The following is a 15,132-nucleotide window of genomic DNA, read 5'->3' as shown; positions in this document are numbered from 1 at the left end:
GCGTCAGGCGCTGCAATATTTCTTTTTAATGACCACGAACAGCGTGCCGAGCAGGCCAGCCAGCAGCAGGGCAATCGGCAGGATCATCAGACAGGTCATCACCTGATCTTCATGGCGCTTCACAAACGGGATCATGCTCAGCGCATAGCCAAGACCCGTCACCACACAGACCCACAGCAGGGCGCTCAGCCAGTTGAAGAACTGGAAGCGGCGGTTCGGCAGGCCAGAAATCCCGGCCATGGTTGGCAGCAGGGTGCGGACAAACGCCAGAAAACGGCCCGCGAGCAGCGCCAGCAGGCCGTGGCGGTCAAACATGCAGGTGGCGCGCTGATGGTACTTATGCGGCAGATGCGCCAGCCAGCCTTTCACCGTTTGCGTATTGCCCAGCCAGCGCCCTTGCACATAGCTCAGCCAGCAGCCGAGGCTGGCGGCGGCGGTCAGAATGGCGATAGTGGGCACAAAGTCCATGACGCCTTTAGCAATCAGCGCGCCGGCGAGCAGCAGCAGGCTGTCTCCCGGTAAAAAGGAGGCGGGCAGCAGCCCGTTTTCCAGAAACAGGGTCGCGAACATAACCAGATATACAACGCCCACAACGTGAGGGTTCGCCAATGCGGCAAAATCATGTTGCCACAGCGCGGCGACAATCTCTTGAATGACAACCATGGACTTTCCTAAGTGGTACCGTATTGTTGACTAGTGTACTCCTGAAGAGGCCCGAGCACCTTGATCCCGGGCGCAACAAAAGCGGCCGCTTTGCTAAAAAGCGTCCGCTATTGTTGCCACTGACTGTCACTTTACACGATACGCGCGAAGCCCGCTGCTAAATCCGCCTGCAGATCGTCAACATTTTCGAGACCAATGTGCAGGCGGATCAGCGTGCCGCTGAAGTCGACTTCAGCATCCGGTCGAATATGGGCGATTTGCTCCGGCTGGTTGGCGAGAATCAGCGACTCAAAGCCGCCCCACGAATAGGCCATACTGAACAGGCTGAAATTGTCGAGATACTCCGCCAGTTCGGCATCATTGAGGCGCTTGCTGAGCACAAACGAGAATAGCCCGCTGCTGCCGGTGAAATCACGTTTCCAGAACTCATGACCTTTACTGCCGGGCAGGGCGGGGTGGTTTACCCGCGCCACCTGCGGGTGCTGCGCCAGCCACTCGGCGATGCGCAGGCTGCTTTCATGATGCTGACGCAGGCGAACGCCCAGGGTGCGCAGGCCGCGGCTGGTCATATAGGCAGTATCGGCGTCCAGCATTTGCCCCATCAGGTAGGCATTTTCACGCAGCTGCGGCCAGCAGCGCGCGTTAGCCACCGCGGTGCCCACCATGGCGTCGGAATGGCCGATCAGGTATTTGGTGCCTGCCTGAATGGAAATATCAATGCCAAAATCCAGGGCTTTAAACAGGATCCCCGCCGCCCAGGTGTTATCGATCATGATAATCGCTTCCGGGGCGACCTGACGCACGGCGGCGACTATCGCCGGCACATCGTGCACTTCCATGGTGATCGAGCCGGGCGATTCGAGGAACACCACGCGGGTCTCAGGGCGAACCAGACGGGCGATATCGGCACCGATTAAGGGATCGAACCAGCTGGTGGTGACGCCGAGTTTGGCGAGAATTTTGGTACAAAAGTCCTGGCTTGGCTCATAGGCGGTATTGGTCATCAGCACATGGTCGCCTTGCTCGACAAACGCCAGGATAGTGTTAGCCACCGCCGCGGCGCCGCAGGGGAAGAGGGCGCAGCCGGCGCCGCCTTCCAGCTCGCACATCGCTTCCTGCAGCGAGAAATGGGTCAGGGTGCCGCGACGACCGTAGAACAGCTCGCCGTTGGCCCGATTGCGGGTGGCGTGCTTTTTGGCCTCGACGGTGTCGAAAACCAGCGATGACGCGCGCTGGATAACGCTGTTCACTGAGCCCTGGGTGTACTTTTTGCTCCGCCCGGCGTTGACCAGCGCGGTATCAAGATGTTTATCAGCCATGTTGACGAACCTGTTTTTATACGTCTGGACGTCTAAACTAACATGAATCTGCTTTTCTGTACCAGCGCACCGCCGATACAGGCGAAAATTTTACCCGGCCCGCGGTTAGCCGCTTTTTTACTGCGTAAGCGCAAGGAAAATAAACGTGATTTGCTGCACAGTGTAAATACTAATGAGAACCACTATCAATTCGATGTCGTTTTGATATTATTGTGGGCAGATTTTGTGATTATCGTCGTGGAGATAGAGCGTGGGTAATAATTTGATGCAGGCGGATCTCTCCGTTTGGGGTATGTATCATCATGCCGATATTGTCGTTAAGGTGGTGATGATTGGCCTGATTCTGGCGTCGGTCGTCACATGGGCCATTTTCTTCGGTAAAGGGGCGGAAATCCTCGCCAGCAAGCGTCGCCTCAAACGTGAACAGCAGCAGCTGGCAGAAGCCCGCTCTCTCGATCAGGCCAGCGATATCGCCAGCGCCTTTGAGGCGAAAAGCCTCACCACCCAGCTTATCAATGAAGCGCAGAACGAACTCGAACTCTCTGCCGGTGCCGAAGACAATGAAGGCATCAAGGAACGAACCGGTTTTCGCCTTGAGCGCCGCGTTGCGGCGGTTGGTCGCCATATGGGGCGCGGTAACGGCTATCTGGCGACCATCGGCGCCATTTCCCCGTTTGTGGGCCTGTTTGGTACCGTCTGGGGCATCATGAACAGCTTTATCGGCATCGCCCAGACCCAGACCACCAATCTTGCGGTGGTAGCGCCGGGCATCGCAGAAGCGCTGCTGGCGACGGCCATCGGCCTGTTCGCCGCCATCCCGGCGGTGGTCATCTATAACATCTTCGCCCGCATGATCGGCAGCTACAAGGCCTCGCTCGGCGACGTCGCCGCTCAGGTACTCCTGCTGCAAAGCCGCGATCTGGACCTCAGCGCCAGCGGCGTGAAGCCGGTGCGCAGCGCGCAGAAATTACGGGTAGGTTGATCGGCTATGGCGATGCGTCTTAATGAAAACCTGGACGATAACGGCGAAATGCATGAGATCAACGTGACGCCGTTTATCGACGTCATGCTGGTTCTGCTGATTATCTTTATGGTGGCCGCGCCGCTGGCGACGGTCGACGTGAAGGTCAATCTGCCGGCCTCCTCCAGCCAGCCGCAACCGCGACCGGAAAAACCCATCTACCTGTCGGTGAAGGCGGATAAGAGCATGTTCCTCGGCAACGACCCGGTTACCGAAGCGAATATGATTAACGCCCTGGATAGCCTGACCGCCGGCAAAAAAGATACCACCGTCTTCTTCCGCGCGGATAAAACCGTTGATTACGAGACGATGATGAAAGTGATGGATACCCTGCATCAGGCGGGCTATCTCAAGATCGGGCTGGTGGGCGAAGAGACCGTCAAAGCGAAGTAACCTCCCCCTTTCCACTTTTCTCCTCAGGCTGGCCTTGCGCCAGCTTTTTAATAGGTGGCGCAATAACTTGTAAGACCAATCTTATAGATGTGTGACAACTTTCTCAGTTAACAGAAAACATAAACCCGATGCGAAAAATGACAATAGGATAGTTTTTATCCTGCCTCTACAGTGAATACCACTTCATCTGAGAGGGATTATATTGTGAATCACGATAATAAACTGTCATTTGCGGAGAAGCTGGGATATGGCATGGGGGATGCAGCCTGCGGTATCGTTTACTCTTCGGTAACCATGTTTCTGACATGGTTTTATACGGATATTTACGGGCTTTCTGCTGCCGCAGTCGGAGTGATGTTCCTGGTGACGCGGGTTCTGGATGCGATTACCGATCCGCTAACCGGCATTGTTGCAGACCGTGTAAAGACCCGCTGGGGCCATTTTCGCCCGTGGCTTATCTGGTTTGCCGTACCTTATGCCGTGCTGGCGGTAATGACCTTCACGACTCCGGAATTTGGCGCATCGGGTAAACTGGTTTATGCCTACCTGACCTACACCTTACTCATGCTGTGTTACACCTTTATCAATATTCCCTACTGCGCATTGGGCGGAGTCATTACGCGTGATGAGAAGGATCGCCTTTCAGCCCAGTCATATCGTTTTACGATCTCATCTCTGGCCGGTCTGATGGTTTCTGTCGCAACCCTGTTCCTGGTGGATTTTTTCGGTAAAGAAAATAAGCAGTTTGGTTTTCAGGCGACAATGGGAATCATGGGCGCGATCGCTATTGTAATGCTGGCTTTTTGCTTCTTCTCTACCAAAGAACGCGTGGCTCCAGCTGTTGAACAGCAGGGGAGCATACGCGAAGACCTCCGTCAGCTGCTGGCGAATGACCAGTGGCGTATTGTGGCGATAATTACTTTTTTCTCCAGTATGGCCGGGGTTATGCGCAGCGCCGCCACGCTCTATTATGCAACCTACCTGATGTTAGGCGGTGTGGAGTCAGCGGCGGGAACGGCCATGAAATCAGCATTTGTTTCCACCAGTGTCGTTGGCACGATTATCGGCAGCATCGCCGCCGGATGGCTGGCCAAGCGCTATCGCGCGGTATCGCTGTTTAAAAATATCAACCTCCTGCTGGTCCTGGTTGGCGTCGTAATGTTCTTTGTGCCGCCGACCTGGCTGCCGGTGGTGTTCCCTTTATACTTCCTGGTCGGCTTCTTCCATCAGATGTACCAGCCGTTTAAATGGAACATGATGGCCAACGCTGCCGATTATGGCGAATGGAAGTTTGGCCGTCGCATCACGGGATTATCCTATTCCGGTAATCTGTTTGCTTTGAAAATGGGCATGGCGGTTGCTGGCGCCGCCGTAGGTTTTTCGCTTGGGCTATTTGGCTATCAGGCGGGCGTAACGGCGCAGACTCCGCTGGCGACAATGGGAATTGTGGGGCTGTTAACCCTCGGTCCATCACTATCTTACCTGCTCCTGTGGTGGCTGGCGCGTTTCTATAAGCTGGATGACAAAATGATGCAGACAATTCAGCGCGAGCTGTCCATGCGTCAGCAGCAGGGGCATTCAGAGACGCATTTGCCGCTAAACGCCGTTCCGGAAAAGGCCTGAGGAGATGCGAAATATGACCCCTTCTGAATACCAGAATCCTATCTTATGCGCCGATTATTCCGACCCGGATATCGTGCGAGTAGGCGATGATTTCTTTATGGTCTCTTCCAGTTTTAACCATGTGCCCGCTTTACCGATCCTGCATTCAACGGACCTGGTTAATTGGACTATCATCAACCACGTTATGGATGAACTGCCGCTACCTGGTTATGACCGGTATCAGCCGGGTAAGGGCGTATGGGCGCCGTCGATTCGCTGGCACGATGGCAAGCTGTGGGTCTGCTTCAGCACGCCAGATGAAGGTATTTTTATCTGCCATACCGAGGATCCGTGGGGGGAATGGAGCGCTCCGCACTGCCTGCGCGAGGCCAGAGGTTGGATAGATCCCTGCCCGTTCTGGGACGACAATGGTCAGGCCTGGTTGGTACATGCCTTCGCCCATAGCCGCAGCGGCATCAAGCATAAACTGCAGTTGTTTGCGATGGCGCCGGACGCCAGCGAATTGCTGGGCGAAGGGCAGATTATCTATGACGGCTGCTGCGATTTACCTACCCTTGAGGGGCCAAAGGTTTATCAACGCGCCGGTTGGTACTACATCTTTGCTCCTGCGGGCGGGGTTGAAAATGGCTGGCAGACGGTACTGCGCGCGCGCCAGATGACGGGGCCCTGGGAAGCCAAAAACGTGCTTTTCCAGGGAAACACCTCGATAAATGGACCACATCAGGGCGGCTGGGTGGAGGGTGAGGAGGGCGAATGCTGGTTTGTTCATTTCCAGGACTTACACCTCTATGGCCGCGTGGTTCACCTCCAGCCGATGTCCTGGGGTAACGATGGCTGGCCGCGTATCGGTGAGCAGATTGGCAACTGCGGCGTCGGACAGCCGGTTTTACGTTGGCAGCGTCCTAAAGGGTTAACGCCTTCACCGGCATTGGCGCCGCAAACCAGCGACTATTTTGCGCAAGGCCAACCGGGAATACAGTGGCAGTGGCAGGCTAACCCCAGCCCTGAGTGGCTGCTGCCAGCGAAAGGCGAACTTCGATTACGCTGCGTCCCATTATCCGAAGTCGATGGACAGAGAGCGTTATACTGGGCGCCGCAGCTGTTGCTGCAGAAATTCCCGGCGCTAACTTTTAGCGCGAAAACAAGCGTAACGTTATATGCCGCTCAGGACGGTGATGCCGGAGGCCTGATCGTATACGGCGAACGCTACGCCGCTTTGCTGGTGGAGTTTGGGCAAGGGGGTTACCGGCTCGTGTGGCGACACGGTTGGATGAGCGATGCGGGCGTGGTGCGCGAAACTCGTCAGGTTCTTGCTGAGCTTAAGTGCGGCAAGTGTCAGCTGCAGGTGGCCGTAGGCGAAAGCGGCCTGTGTCAATTTTCCTGGCGAGCCGAGGAGGAGTGGCGGAAGGTTCCTCTTTGTTTTGCTGCCGGGAAGGGAAAATGGGTCGGCGCGAAATTTGGCCTGCTGGCTGCTTCAATGGTTGGCCTACAAAGCGAGGGCTACTCCGCTTTGCAGGACTTTGAGGTCATACTTTAAAGAAACCGTTTCTGGCCGCCTGCAGATGACGCGGGCGGCTGATGTTGCATAAGCGTTACCCTGTTGCGATATAATGGCGGCCGTTTATGTTAACTGACAGGATCTTATGGAACGCTTTCTGGAAAATGCTATGTACGCCTCGCGCTGGCTGCTGGCGCCGGTTTATTTTGGCCTCTCGCTCGGTCTGATTGCGCTGACCATCAAATTTTTTCAGGAGATCTTCCACATACTGCCGCATATTTTTAGCGTCAGCGAGTCGGATATGATTCTGACCCTGCTGTCGCTGGTGGATATGACCCTGGTGGGCGGTTTGCTGGTGATGGTGATGTTCTCCGGGTATGAAAATTTTGTCTCGCAACTGGATATTAACGAGGGTAAAGAAAAACTCAGCTGGCTGGGCAAAATGGACGCGACTTCGCTGAAAAATAAGGTTGCCGCCTCCATCGTGGCGATCTCCTCTATTCACCTGCTGCGGGTGTTTATGGATGCGAAAAACGTCCCGGACAATAAGCTGATGTGGTACGTGATTATCCACCTGACCTTCGTGCTTTCGGCCTTTGTGATGGGCTACCTTGATCGTCTGACCAAAGTGAAACACTGATCCCTTCTCTCCCGGCGGTGTTAGCCGCTGGGCTGTTTCTCCCTGTTTCATGCTTTTCTGGGCTGGCGTATGTCCGGGCTTCTGCTTTGCTTAAAGAGCGCTTAACAACGGAGGCAGGGTGATGACGCGATTAACGGCCAAAGATTTCCCGCAGCAGTTGCTCGAATATTATGACTACTATGCCCACGGCAAAATCAGTAAACGCGAGTTTCTCCAGCTGGCGGGGAAATACACTGTCGGCGGGATGACCGCGCTGGCGCTGTTTAATCTGCTGAAGCCCGACTATGCCCTGGCAGAGCAGGTACCGTTCACCGACCCGGATATCCGCCCGGAGTATATTCATTATCCCTCTCCTGACGGTCACGGCGAAGTGCGGGCTTACCTGGTGACGCCGACAAAAATAGCCGACAAAGCGCCCGCTGTGGTGGTGGTGCATGAGAACCGCGGCCTGAACCCCTATATTGAAGATGTAGCCCGGCGGGTAGCGAAAGCGGGGTACATCGCGCTGGCGCCGGATGGCCTGAGCGCTGTCGGCGGCTATCCGGGGAATGATGATGAAGGCCGCGCGCTACAGCAGAAAGTCGATCCCGTGAAGCTGATGAATGATTTTTTTGCGGCGGTCGCGTTTATGGCGAACTATCCACAGGCGACGGGGAAGGTCGGTATCACCGGTTTTTGCTACGGCGGCGGCGTCAGCAACGCGGCGGCGGTGGCGATCCCGGAGCTGGCCTGCGCGGTGCCGTTTTACGGTCGCCAGCCGCCGCTGAAGGAGGTTGATAAAATTAAAGCACCGCTGCTGCTGCACTATGCCGGCCTCGATAGCGGCATTAATGAAGGCTGGCCTGCCTATGAACAGGCGTTGAAGGAACACCATAAAGTCTACGAGGCCTATTTCTATCAGGGCGTGAATCACGGCTTTCATAATGATTCCACGCCGCGCTACGATCGGGCTGCGGCTGATCTTGCCTGGCAACGCACGCTGGCATGGTTTGAGAAGTATTTACGCTAGCGCAACCGTCATAAATAGCGCTACCGCTCGCTCAAAAAAACGCTATATAATTTATTATATAACGATTGGGAGGGCGCGATGGAAAATCATTTTGGCAAAGGCTTAATGGCGGGGCTACAGGCATCCTATGCTGACACCGCCGCGCATGCGGCGAATTTTTGCGCCGACTATAAACGCGGGTTTGTGCTCGGCTACTCGCACCGCATGTTTGAAAAAACCGGCGACCGCCAGCTCAGCGCCTGGGAAGCGGGGATCCTCACCCGTCGCTATGGCCTGGACAGGGATATGGTGATGGATTTCTTCAAAGAAGGTGGTTCCGGTATGGCGATGCGCTATTTTCTGGCGGGCTATCGGCTGGAAAGCTAAACAGGACGGCTTCGCAGGCGGAACCGTCCTGTGGTGGGAACCCTTTCCCGTCAACGGGAAAGGGTGAAGACCTTACGCCTGGCGCTTATCTTCCGTTTGGGTGTCAAAGTCGCGGGCGTCATGGCGCTCATGCAGCTGCTCATTGAGCGGGCCGTTGGTGCGGTTGACGATGCGTCCGCGCTTGACGGCCGGGCGGTTGCCGACATCCTGCGCCCAGCGCAGCACGTTTTTATAGCTCCCGGCGTCGAGGAACTCCGCCGCGTTATAGACATTGCCCAGCACTACGTTGCCATACCACGGCCAGACAGCCATATCGGCGATGGTGTACTCCTCGCCGGCCACATAGCGACCGCGGGCGAGCTGTTTGTCCAGCACGTCGAGCTGGCGTTTGGCTTCCATCGTAAAGCGGTCGATCGCGTACTCGATCTTCACTGGCGCATAGTTATAGAAGTGGCCGAAGCCGCCGCCGAGGAACGGCGCCGCGCCCTGCAGCCAGAACAGCCAGTTGAGGGTTTCGGTGCGACCGGCAGGATCTTTCGGCAGGAAGAAACCAAATTTTTCCGCCAGATAGAGAAGAATGTTGCCGGACTCAAATACCCGGGTCGGCGGCGTGGTGGAATGGTCGCTGAGGGCCGGGATCTTCGAGTTCGGGTTGATCTCGACAAAGCCGCTGGAAAACTGATCCCCTTCGCCAATGCGTATCAGCCAGGCGTCGTACTCCGCGCCGCTGACGCCCAGCGCCAGCAGCTCCTCCAGCATGATCGTCACCTTCTGGCCGTTGGGCGTGCCGAGTGAGTATAGCTGGAGCGGATGGGTTCCTACCGGCAGGACGCGTTCATGAGTCGCGCCGGAAACGGGACGGTTGATGTTGGCGAACGCGCCGCCGCTGTTTTGCTTCCATTCCCACACTTTTGGTGGCTGGTAGTTTTGCTCTGACATGCTGGTTTGCCTTTTTCGTGGATGTACAAAAAGTGTAGCAGGTGACCTCAGGCCATAATCCGCGCGGCCCACACGCTGACATCATCGCCGCTGCCCAGATCCGGCTGCACCAGGCCGTTGACCATAAAGGTCGGCGAGACATGGATGCCGTTCTGACGGGCGTATTTACTGTGCCACTTGATCACGTCCTGCAGCTCCGGGCGGGCAAAGGCGGCCCCCAGCAGCACGTGACTGTAGCGTTCAATGCGCTCAATGATTTGCTGCGGCGTGGCGTTCATATTCGGCCCGCTGCAGTGATCGGTAAACTCAAACTCTTCCCGATGGTCGGCCACGGCCTGCATCACCTTATGCGCCTGCTCTCTGCCGTGCGGCAGGGTGGACGCGGCGAGGATGCAGCGGACGATAACCCCGGAGAACAGATGCCACGGCTGCGACTGCAGGCGTATCTTGATGGTCACGTTATCGGCGCCGACCTCATCGAGCAGATCGTCGAGTTTATTAAACGCGCGGACAGAGTAGGGGCAGGTGGGCTCAAGGAACACCTCAAACGTCCGCGGGCCGTGTCCCCAGACCAGCGGTTGGGCATTCAGATGCGAGGGTGTGCTCATTGTCGACTCCTGATGTTGCGTTGTTTTTTTGTTATATCACCGATAACGATATCACTTTTGTTTCCGGCTGCAGGGTTATTTTCCTTAACGGCACGATTAGCGAAACGAATGAGTGGTATCATCGTTACACCTCTGTCTGGTAAGTGCCTGCGGCAGGATAAGAAGAGGGAGTTTTGTTTCGCCAACTGCCCGGGCTGCATTAATTTGAGGTCAGGCTAAATGAGCAAAGGATCGACAAGCAGTGACGCCCCGTTTGGGACATTGTTAGGCTATGCACCCGGTGGCGTAGCGATTTATTCATCGAATTACAGTAGCTTAAATCCGCAGGACTACCCGGATGACGCGACGTTTCGCAGCTACATCGGCAATGAGTATATGGGGCATAAATGGCAGTGCGTGGAGTTTGCGCGCCGCTTTCTGTTCCTGACCTATGGCTTTGTCTTCACCGATGTGGGGATGGCTTATGAAATCTTCTCCCTGCGTTTCCTGCGCGAAGTGGTCAATGACAATATTCTGCCGCTGCAGGCCTTCGCCAACGGCTCCCGCCGTCCGCCTATCGCTGGTTCGCTGCTGATCTGGCAGAAGGGGGGCGAGTTTAAGCACACCGGCCATGTGGCGGTGATCACCCAGCTTGTCGGCAATAAGGTGCGTATCGCCGAGCAGAACGTGATTCACTCGCCGCTGCCGCAGGGCCAGCAGTGGACCCGCGAGCTGACCCTCGAGGTCAACGACGGCCGGTACACCATCAAAGATACCTTTGCCGATACCGAAATTTTAGGCTGGATGATCCAGACCGCTGATACCGAACACAGCCTGCCGCAGCCGGTGCTGCCGGGCGAGGCGATGGCCATCAAAGGCGCGCGGCTGCCAAACAACGGCCAGTTTCGCGGTAAATGGCTGAACGAGAAAGACCCGCTGCAGAAAGCCTACGTGGCAGCCAACGGTCATTTCATCAACCAGGATCCCTATCAGTATTTCACCATCAGCGAAAGTGCCGAACAGGAGCTGATCAAAGCCACCAACGAGCTGCACCTGATGTATCTGCACGCCACCGATAAGGTGATGAAGGATGACAACCTGCTGGCGCTGTTCGATATTCCGAAAATTCTCTGGCCTCGTCTGCGCCTCTCGTGGCAGCGCCGCCGTCATCATATGATCACCGGGCGCATGGATTTTTGCATGGACGAGCGCGGGCTGAAGGTGTACGAGTACAATGCTGATTCCGCTTCCTGCCATACCGAAGGCGGGCTGATCCTCGAACAGTGGCTGAAGCAGGGCTACTACGGCACCGGCCACAATCCGGCGGAAGGTCTGCTCGATGAGCTGGCGGGGGCGTGGAAACACAGCCGGGCGCGGCCCTTCGTCCACATCATGCAGGACAAGGATCTGGAAGAGAACTACCACGCGCAGTTTATTCAGCGTTCGCTGACCCAGGCCGGTTTTGAGAGCAAAATTCTCTTTGGCCTTGATGAGCTGCGCTGGGACGCTGCCGGTCAGCTGATCGACGCCGACGGACGGCTGGTCAACTGCGTCTGGAAAACCTGGGCATGGGAAACCGCCATTGAGCAGGTGCGCGAAGTCAGCGCCGAGGAGTACGCGGCGGTACCGATTCGTACCGGACATCCGCAGAATGAGGTGCGGCTGATTGACGTCCTGCTGCGTCCTGAAGTATTGGTATTCGAACCCCTGTGGACGGTGATCCCCGGCAACAAAGCCATTCTGCCGGTGCTGTGGTCGCTGTTCCCGCATCATCGCTATCTGCTGGATACCGATTTTGAGGTTAACGACGAGCTGGCGAAAACCGGCTATGCGGTGAAGCCTATTTCCGGGCGCTGCGGGAACAATATCGACCTGATCGGCCCTCAGGATGAACTTCTGGATAAGACCAGCGGCCAGTTTGTCGATCGCAAGAATATCTACCAGCAGCTGTGGTGCCTGCCGAAAGTGGACGGTAAGTACATTCAGGTGTGCACATTTACCGTCGGCGGTAACTACGGCGGTACCTGCCTGCGCGGCGATTCGTCGCTGGTGGTGAAAAAAGAGAGCGATATCGAGCCGTTAATCGTTTTGAAAGACAAAGCATGACGTACGAAACCCGGGTAGCGGCATACCCCTGTCCGGGTGACAATGTACTGAAAAGGATAGCCCCGGCATGGTAAGCGCCGCCGGGGAGCACCTGCAACAAAGCCAAGATAATTAACACAACAACAAGACAGAAAAGGAAAATAGTATGCACGATCGGCGTCTCGCCGCCCGCGCGGGTGAACTCAAGCCCTCCGCCGTCCGCGAACTTCTCAAGCACAGTAAACTGCCCGGCGTGATTTCGCTTGGCGGCGGCATTCCGGCCCCGGAACTGTTTGATACCGAAGGCCTGGAGCTGGCGGTGCAGAAGGTGATGAGCGAGCGTTTTAATGACGCATTCCAGTACGGTCTGACGGAAGGCTACCCGCCGTTGCGCCAGGCGGTGAGTGAAATTTGCCACTCCCGTGGCGTCGCCTGTTCAGCCGCCCAGGTCTATATCACCTCCGGCTCCCAGCAATCGCTGGATATCGTTGCCCGTACGCTGCTCGATCCGGGCGATACTATCGTCGTTGAGCGTCCCACTTATCTGGCGGCGCTGCAGGTATTTCAGCTGGCGCAGGCCAATATTCTCAGCGTTGACACCGACGATGACGGGATGCTGGTGGAGCAGCTGGCCGACCTGCTGGAGACCACCCGCGTCAAAGCTGTTTACCTGGTGCCGACGTTCGGCAATCCCGGCGGCAAAACGCTGAGCGAGGCGCGTCGTCGCCGGTTGGTTGAGCTGGCGAAAAAATATGATTTCGTCATTCTGGAAGACGATCCCTACGGCGAAATTAGCTTTACTGACGCCGTTCGGCGCCCGCTCTATCAGCATGCTGTCGAGCTGGGCTGTGAAGATCAGGTGGTTTACACGTCGACCTTTTCGAAGATCCTCGCGCCGGGAATGCGCATCGGCTGGATCGTCATGCCGGACTGGCTGGCGCAGCAGACGGTGATTGTGAAGCAGGCGGCGGATCTGCATACCAATATGCTGTCGCAGGTGATCACTGCGGAATACCTCAGTCTGAACCGGCTGGATAACCAGATTGCGTTGATTCGCGAAGACTACCGCAAGAAGTGCGTGGCGCTGGCCGATGCGCTGGAAAGCCGCCTTGGCGAGCACCTGGAATTCAGCCGCCCGCAGGGGGGGATGTTCCTGTGGGCGCGTTTCCGCTATCCGTTCGATACCATGGAATGGATGAAGAAAACGCTGGAAAACGGCGTGGTGTACGTCCCGGGTGAAGCGTTTTATCACGATAAGCCGGATACCCGTACCCTGCGTCTTTCTTACTCCACGGTGTCAGAAGCCGGATTGCTGACGGCCGTTGAGCGGCTGGCGGCCTCCCTGTAACGTCTCTGCTGTGCGCCGCTTTTCGGCGGCGCGCAGCCCTGCGTGACGTTAACGTCCAGCGCAGGGTCAATCCGTTTCGGCGATCCGGTCATCGAGCCAGACCAGCATCAGCGCTGCGAGAAAAGCCAGCGCAAAGGTTCCAATAAACAACCACATAGACGTCCCTCGCGGGTTAATTATTTTGCTGATTCTACCGGAGAGCGATCGTTGCGGTCGGCGATGGAGATTTTAGTTCCGGCGGAATGGCTGGCGAGAGAGAAAAAGTCATCGGCATCAATATCGAAGTTAAGAATAATTTCCCTGTATTTTCCACCGTTAATTAACGCTTTGGCTTCTTTAACACTACTGGCAATAATGACAGGCATCAGTTTTATCTCATTTTGAAAACTGTGAAGCAAAATAAGAGTTAGTTCGTACCAGATCAACTACTTTTTATCGTATTCCGCCGCAGAAAAAACGTCGTACTGTGACGCGACGACGACCGGATATTTTGTGACAGCGATCCGGTCATCAACAGCACAATCTTATTCGACGCTGGCGATATGCTGCAATTTTGCCAACTCGTCAGGATGATTTCCCCTGTTGTTTTTCGCGCAATATCTCGCCGCAGCGCTGCTTGTCCTGACGCAGCACCTGCTGTTCCTGCGGGCTGAGCTGGCGCCAGGTATCCAGCATCCGCTGCCCCAGTGCCGGAAGGTAATGGGTTTTATGCAGCGCGTAGTCAGAATTTCCCCCCTCGACGATATTCTGCATATCGTGGAGGAACTGGCGGCTGTCGTCATGATCGATTATGCAAAATACCGCCCGGTAGTAAGCTTCATCTTCCTCGGTGTAATGCGGGGTGAACCACCAGACCAGCAGCGCGATAAGCGCCAGTAGCGGGATAATTAAGGATAATTTTTTCAACATCAGTTTTTCGGCCGGAGACAATCAGCCGTCAGTGTACCTGCAACGACGGCCTGATGTAAGCGCCGGCCCCGGCGGGCCGGCACAGGCTAGTAGCCGACCGGGTAGATGCGGCCGGTCTGAACGCCTTCAATGCTGCGGCGATAGGCCTGCGCCACGGCGGCGGCGGGAACGCTGGGGAAGCCCGGGAAAAAGTCGCCGTAGGCCGCCAGCGACTCGCTGAGCACGGTGGGGCTGATGAGATTGATGCGGATCCCGCGCGGCAGCTCGCAGGCGGCGGCGCGAACAAAGCCTTCCAGACCGGCGTTGACCGTCGTGGCATTGACCCCCTGAGCAATGGGTTCCTGCGCGACAATACCGCTGACCAGGGTAATCGACCCCCCGTCGCGCAGAAAATGCTGGCCGACCAGCGCCAGGCGAATTTGCCCCAGCAGCTTGTCCTGCAGACCGAGGTTGAACTGGCTGTCGGTCATGGTGCTTAACGGCCCAAAGTGCAGATTGCCGGTGGTGGAGACGATGGCATCTACTTCACCCGTTTGGGCAAATAGCGCCTCGACGCTCTCCTGCGAGGTGATATCCACCTGATAATCTCCCCGGGTGCGGCCGACGCGGATAACGTCATGTCTCTGACTCAGTTCTTCGCTGACCGCGCGACCGATGGTGCCGCTGGCACCGATAACGATAATTTTCATGGCAGACTCCTGATGAGGTGAGAGGCTATTTTTTAATAAAAGT

The 15,132-nt window shown here is 56.4% G+C and carries 17 protein-coding genes; 10 read left to right on the top strand and 7 right to left on the bottom strand.

Translation table 11 applies throughout. The features are described 5' to 3' along the window. Positions 1-3: 3 nt before the first annotated feature. Positions 4-663: a DedA family general envelope maintenance protein YghB gene (yghB, locus tag KHQ23_RS05365; protein ID WP_002916791.1), complete on the bottom strand. Its 660-nt coding sequence runs from the start codon at positions 661-663 to the stop codon at positions 4-6. 131 nt (positions 664-794) lie between these two features. Beyond that, on the bottom strand, positions 795-1,982 hold the full coding sequence (gene metC, locus KHQ23_RS05360; protein ID WP_004149836.1) for a cystathionine beta-lyase: 1,188 nt from the start codon (positions 1,980-1,982) through the stop codon (positions 795-797). A 250-nt stretch (positions 1,983-2,232) separates the two neighbouring features. On the opposite strand from metC, the gene exbB reads away from it, so the two are divergent. The 7 genes from exbB (at position 2,233) to KHQ23_RS05325 (ending at position 8,532) form a co-directional block, all read left to right on the top strand. Then, positions 2,233-2,964 (top strand): tol-pal system-associated acyl-CoA thioesterase, encoded by a 732-nt coding sequence (exbB, locus tag KHQ23_RS05355; RefSeq protein WP_004174395.1) that lies wholly within the window; start codon positions 2,233-2,235, stop codon positions 2,962-2,964. 6 nt (positions 2,965-2,970) lie between these two features. After that, a complete protein-coding gene (exbD, locus tag KHQ23_RS05350) occupies positions 2,971-3,396 on the top strand; it encodes a TonB system transport protein ExbD (protein WP_002916785.1) in 426 nt (141 codons plus the stop codon). A gap of 204 nt (positions 3,397-3,600) precedes the next feature. Then, on the top strand, positions 3,601-5,019 hold the full coding sequence (locus KHQ23_RS05345; RefSeq protein WP_002916782.1) for a glycoside-pentoside-hexuronide (GPH):cation symporter: 1,419 nt from the start codon (positions 3,601-3,603) through the stop codon (positions 5,017-5,019). A 13-nt stretch (positions 5,020-5,032) separates the two neighbouring features. Beyond that, positions 5,033-6,556 carry a glycoside hydrolase 43 family protein gene (locus KHQ23_RS05340; RefSeq protein ID WP_032412422.1) on the top strand — a complete coding sequence of 508 codons (1,524 nt, stop codon included), beginning with the start codon at positions 5,033-5,035 and terminating at the stop codon, positions 6,554-6,556. A 106-nt stretch (positions 6,557-6,662) separates the two neighbouring features. Then, positions 6,663-7,157, top strand: a complete 495-nt coding sequence (locus tag KHQ23_RS05335) for a TIGR00645 family protein (RefSeq protein ID WP_004105804.1) — start codon at positions 6,663-6,665, stop codon at positions 7,155-7,157. A gap of 121 nt (positions 7,158-7,278) precedes the next feature. Further along, complete coding sequence (gene yghX, locus KHQ23_RS05330; RefSeq protein WP_004144560.1) at positions 7,279-8,166, top strand: YghX family hydrolase; 888 nt, start codon at positions 7,279-7,281, stop codon at positions 8,164-8,166. 78 nt (positions 8,167-8,244) lie between these two features. Beyond that, complete coding sequence (locus tag KHQ23_RS05325; RefSeq protein WP_002916743.1) at positions 8,245-8,532, top strand: DUF2623 domain-containing protein; 288 nt, start codon at positions 8,245-8,247, stop codon at positions 8,530-8,532. 72 nt (positions 8,533-8,604) lie between these two features. Here the strand turns inward: KHQ23_RS05325 and yghU are convergent, their stop codons facing one another. Both yghU and KHQ23_RS05315 read right to left on the bottom strand, forming a co-directional pair. After that, positions 8,605-9,471: a glutathione-dependent disulfide-bond oxidoreductase gene (gene yghU / locus KHQ23_RS05320; protein ID WP_002916742.1), complete on the bottom strand. Its 867-nt coding sequence runs from the start codon at positions 9,469-9,471 to the stop codon at positions 8,605-8,607. A gap of 47 nt (positions 9,472-9,518) precedes the next feature. Then, positions 9,519-10,079: a thioredoxin domain-containing protein gene (locus tag KHQ23_RS05315; RefSeq protein ID WP_004150918.1), complete on the bottom strand. Its 561-nt coding sequence runs from the start codon at positions 10,077-10,079 to the stop codon at positions 9,519-9,521. Positions 10,080-10,099: 20 nt separating this feature from the next. Between KHQ23_RS05315 and KHQ23_RS05310 the strand changes: the two genes are divergently transcribed. The 3 genes from KHQ23_RS05310 to KHQ23_RS05300 all read left to right on the top strand — a co-directional run bounded on the left by KHQ23_RS05310 (position 10,100) and on the right by KHQ23_RS05300 (position 13,491). Continuing rightward, the gene (locus KHQ23_RS05310; RefSeq protein WP_004217169.1) at positions 10,100-10,222 is read left to right on the top strand and encodes a hypothetical protein; all 123 of its coding nucleotides are present in this window, start codon (positions 10,100-10,102) and stop codon (positions 10,220-10,222) included. Positions 10,223-10,298: 76 nt separating this feature from the next. After that, positions 10,299-12,164, top strand: a complete 1,866-nt coding sequence (gene gss, locus KHQ23_RS05305) for a bifunctional glutathionylspermidine amidase/synthase (RefSeq protein ID WP_002916740.1) — start codon at positions 10,299-10,301, stop codon at positions 12,162-12,164. Between the two features lie 145 nt (positions 12,165-12,309). Continuing rightward, positions 12,310-13,491: a PLP-dependent aminotransferase family protein gene (locus KHQ23_RS05300; protein ID WP_004149825.1), complete on the top strand. Its 1,182-nt coding sequence runs from the start codon at positions 12,310-12,312 to the stop codon at positions 13,489-13,491. A gap of 176 nt (positions 13,492-13,667) precedes the next feature. Here KHQ23_RS05300 and KHQ23_RS05295 read toward each other — a convergent pair whose 3' ends face one another. From KHQ23_RS05295 to KHQ23_RS05285, 3 genes are all read right to left on the bottom strand, one after another. Next, complete coding sequence (locus tag KHQ23_RS05295) at positions 13,668-13,856, bottom strand: hypothetical protein (RefSeq protein ID WP_002916738.1); 189 nt, start codon at positions 13,854-13,856, stop codon at positions 13,668-13,670. Positions 13,857-14,055: 199 nt separating this feature from the next. Then, positions 14,056-14,400 carry a hypothetical protein gene (locus KHQ23_RS05290; protein ID WP_004174409.1) on the bottom strand — a complete coding sequence of 115 codons (345 nt, stop codon included), beginning with the start codon at positions 14,398-14,400 and terminating at the stop codon, positions 14,056-14,058. Between the two features lie 86 nt (positions 14,401-14,486). After that, complete coding sequence (locus KHQ23_RS05285) at positions 14,487-15,089, bottom strand: short chain dehydrogenase (RefSeq protein ID WP_002916735.1); 603 nt, start codon at positions 15,087-15,089, stop codon at positions 14,487-14,489. Between the last annotated feature and the right edge of the window lie 43 nt (positions 15,090-15,132).

This window comes from Klebsiella sp. 64 (assembly GCF_018223915.1).
GTDB lineage: Bacteria > Pseudomonadota > Gammaproteobacteria > Enterobacterales > Enterobacteriaceae > Klebsiella > Klebsiella pneumoniae.
The sequence above is the reverse complement of the archived record's forward strand: the minus strand, read 5'-3'. Positions and strand labels throughout refer to the sequence as shown.

Coding starts and splice junctions, on each gene's coding strand:
- metC (WP_004149836.1), bottom strand. CDS start 1,982: ATGGCTGATAAACATCTTGATACCGCGCTGGTCAACGCCGGGCGGAGC.
- KHQ23_RS05315 (WP_004150918.1), bottom strand. CDS start 10,079: ATGAGCACACCCTCGCATCTGAATGCCCAACCGCTGGTCTGGGGACAC.
- KHQ23_RS05340 (WP_032412422.1), top strand. CDS start 5,033: ATGACCCCTTCTGAATACCAGAATCCTATCTTATGCGCCGATTATTCC.
- yghX (WP_004144560.1), top strand. CDS start 7,279: ATGACGCGATTAACGGCCAAAGATTTCCCGCAGCAGTTGCTCGAATAT.
- KHQ23_RS05300 (WP_004149825.1), top strand. CDS start 12,310: ATGCACGATCGGCGTCTCGCCGCCCGCGCGGGTGAACTCAAGCCCTCC.
- KHQ23_RS05335 (WP_004105804.1), top strand. CDS start 6,663: ATGGAACGCTTTCTGGAAAATGCTATGTACGCCTCGCGCTGGCTGCTG.
- KHQ23_RS05290 (WP_004174409.1), bottom strand. CDS start 14,400: ATGTTGAAAAAATTATCCTTAATTATCCCGCTACTGGCGCTTATCGCG.
- gss (WP_002916740.1), top strand. CDS start 10,299: ATGAGCAAAGGATCGACAAGCAGTGACGCCCCGTTTGGGACATTGTTA.
- KHQ23_RS05295 (WP_002916738.1), bottom strand. CDS start 13,856: ATGCCTGTCATTATTGCCAGTAGTGTTAAAGAAGCCAAAGCGTTAATT.
- yghU (WP_002916742.1), bottom strand. CDS start 9,471: ATGTCAGAGCAAAACTACCAGCCACCAAAAGTGTGGGAATGGAAGCAA.
- KHQ23_RS05325 (WP_002916743.1), top strand. CDS start 8,245: ATGGAAAATCATTTTGGCAAAGGCTTAATGGCGGGGCTACAGGCATCC.
- exbD (WP_002916785.1), top strand. CDS start 2,971: ATGGCGATGCGTCTTAATGAAAACCTGGACGATAACGGCGAAATGCAT.
- yghB (WP_002916791.1), bottom strand. CDS start 663: ATGGTTGTCATTCAAGAGATTGTCGCCGCGCTGTGGCAACATGATTTT.
- KHQ23_RS05285 (WP_002916735.1), bottom strand. CDS start 15,089: ATGAAAATTATCGTTATCGGTGCCAGCGGCACCATCGGTCGCGCGGTC.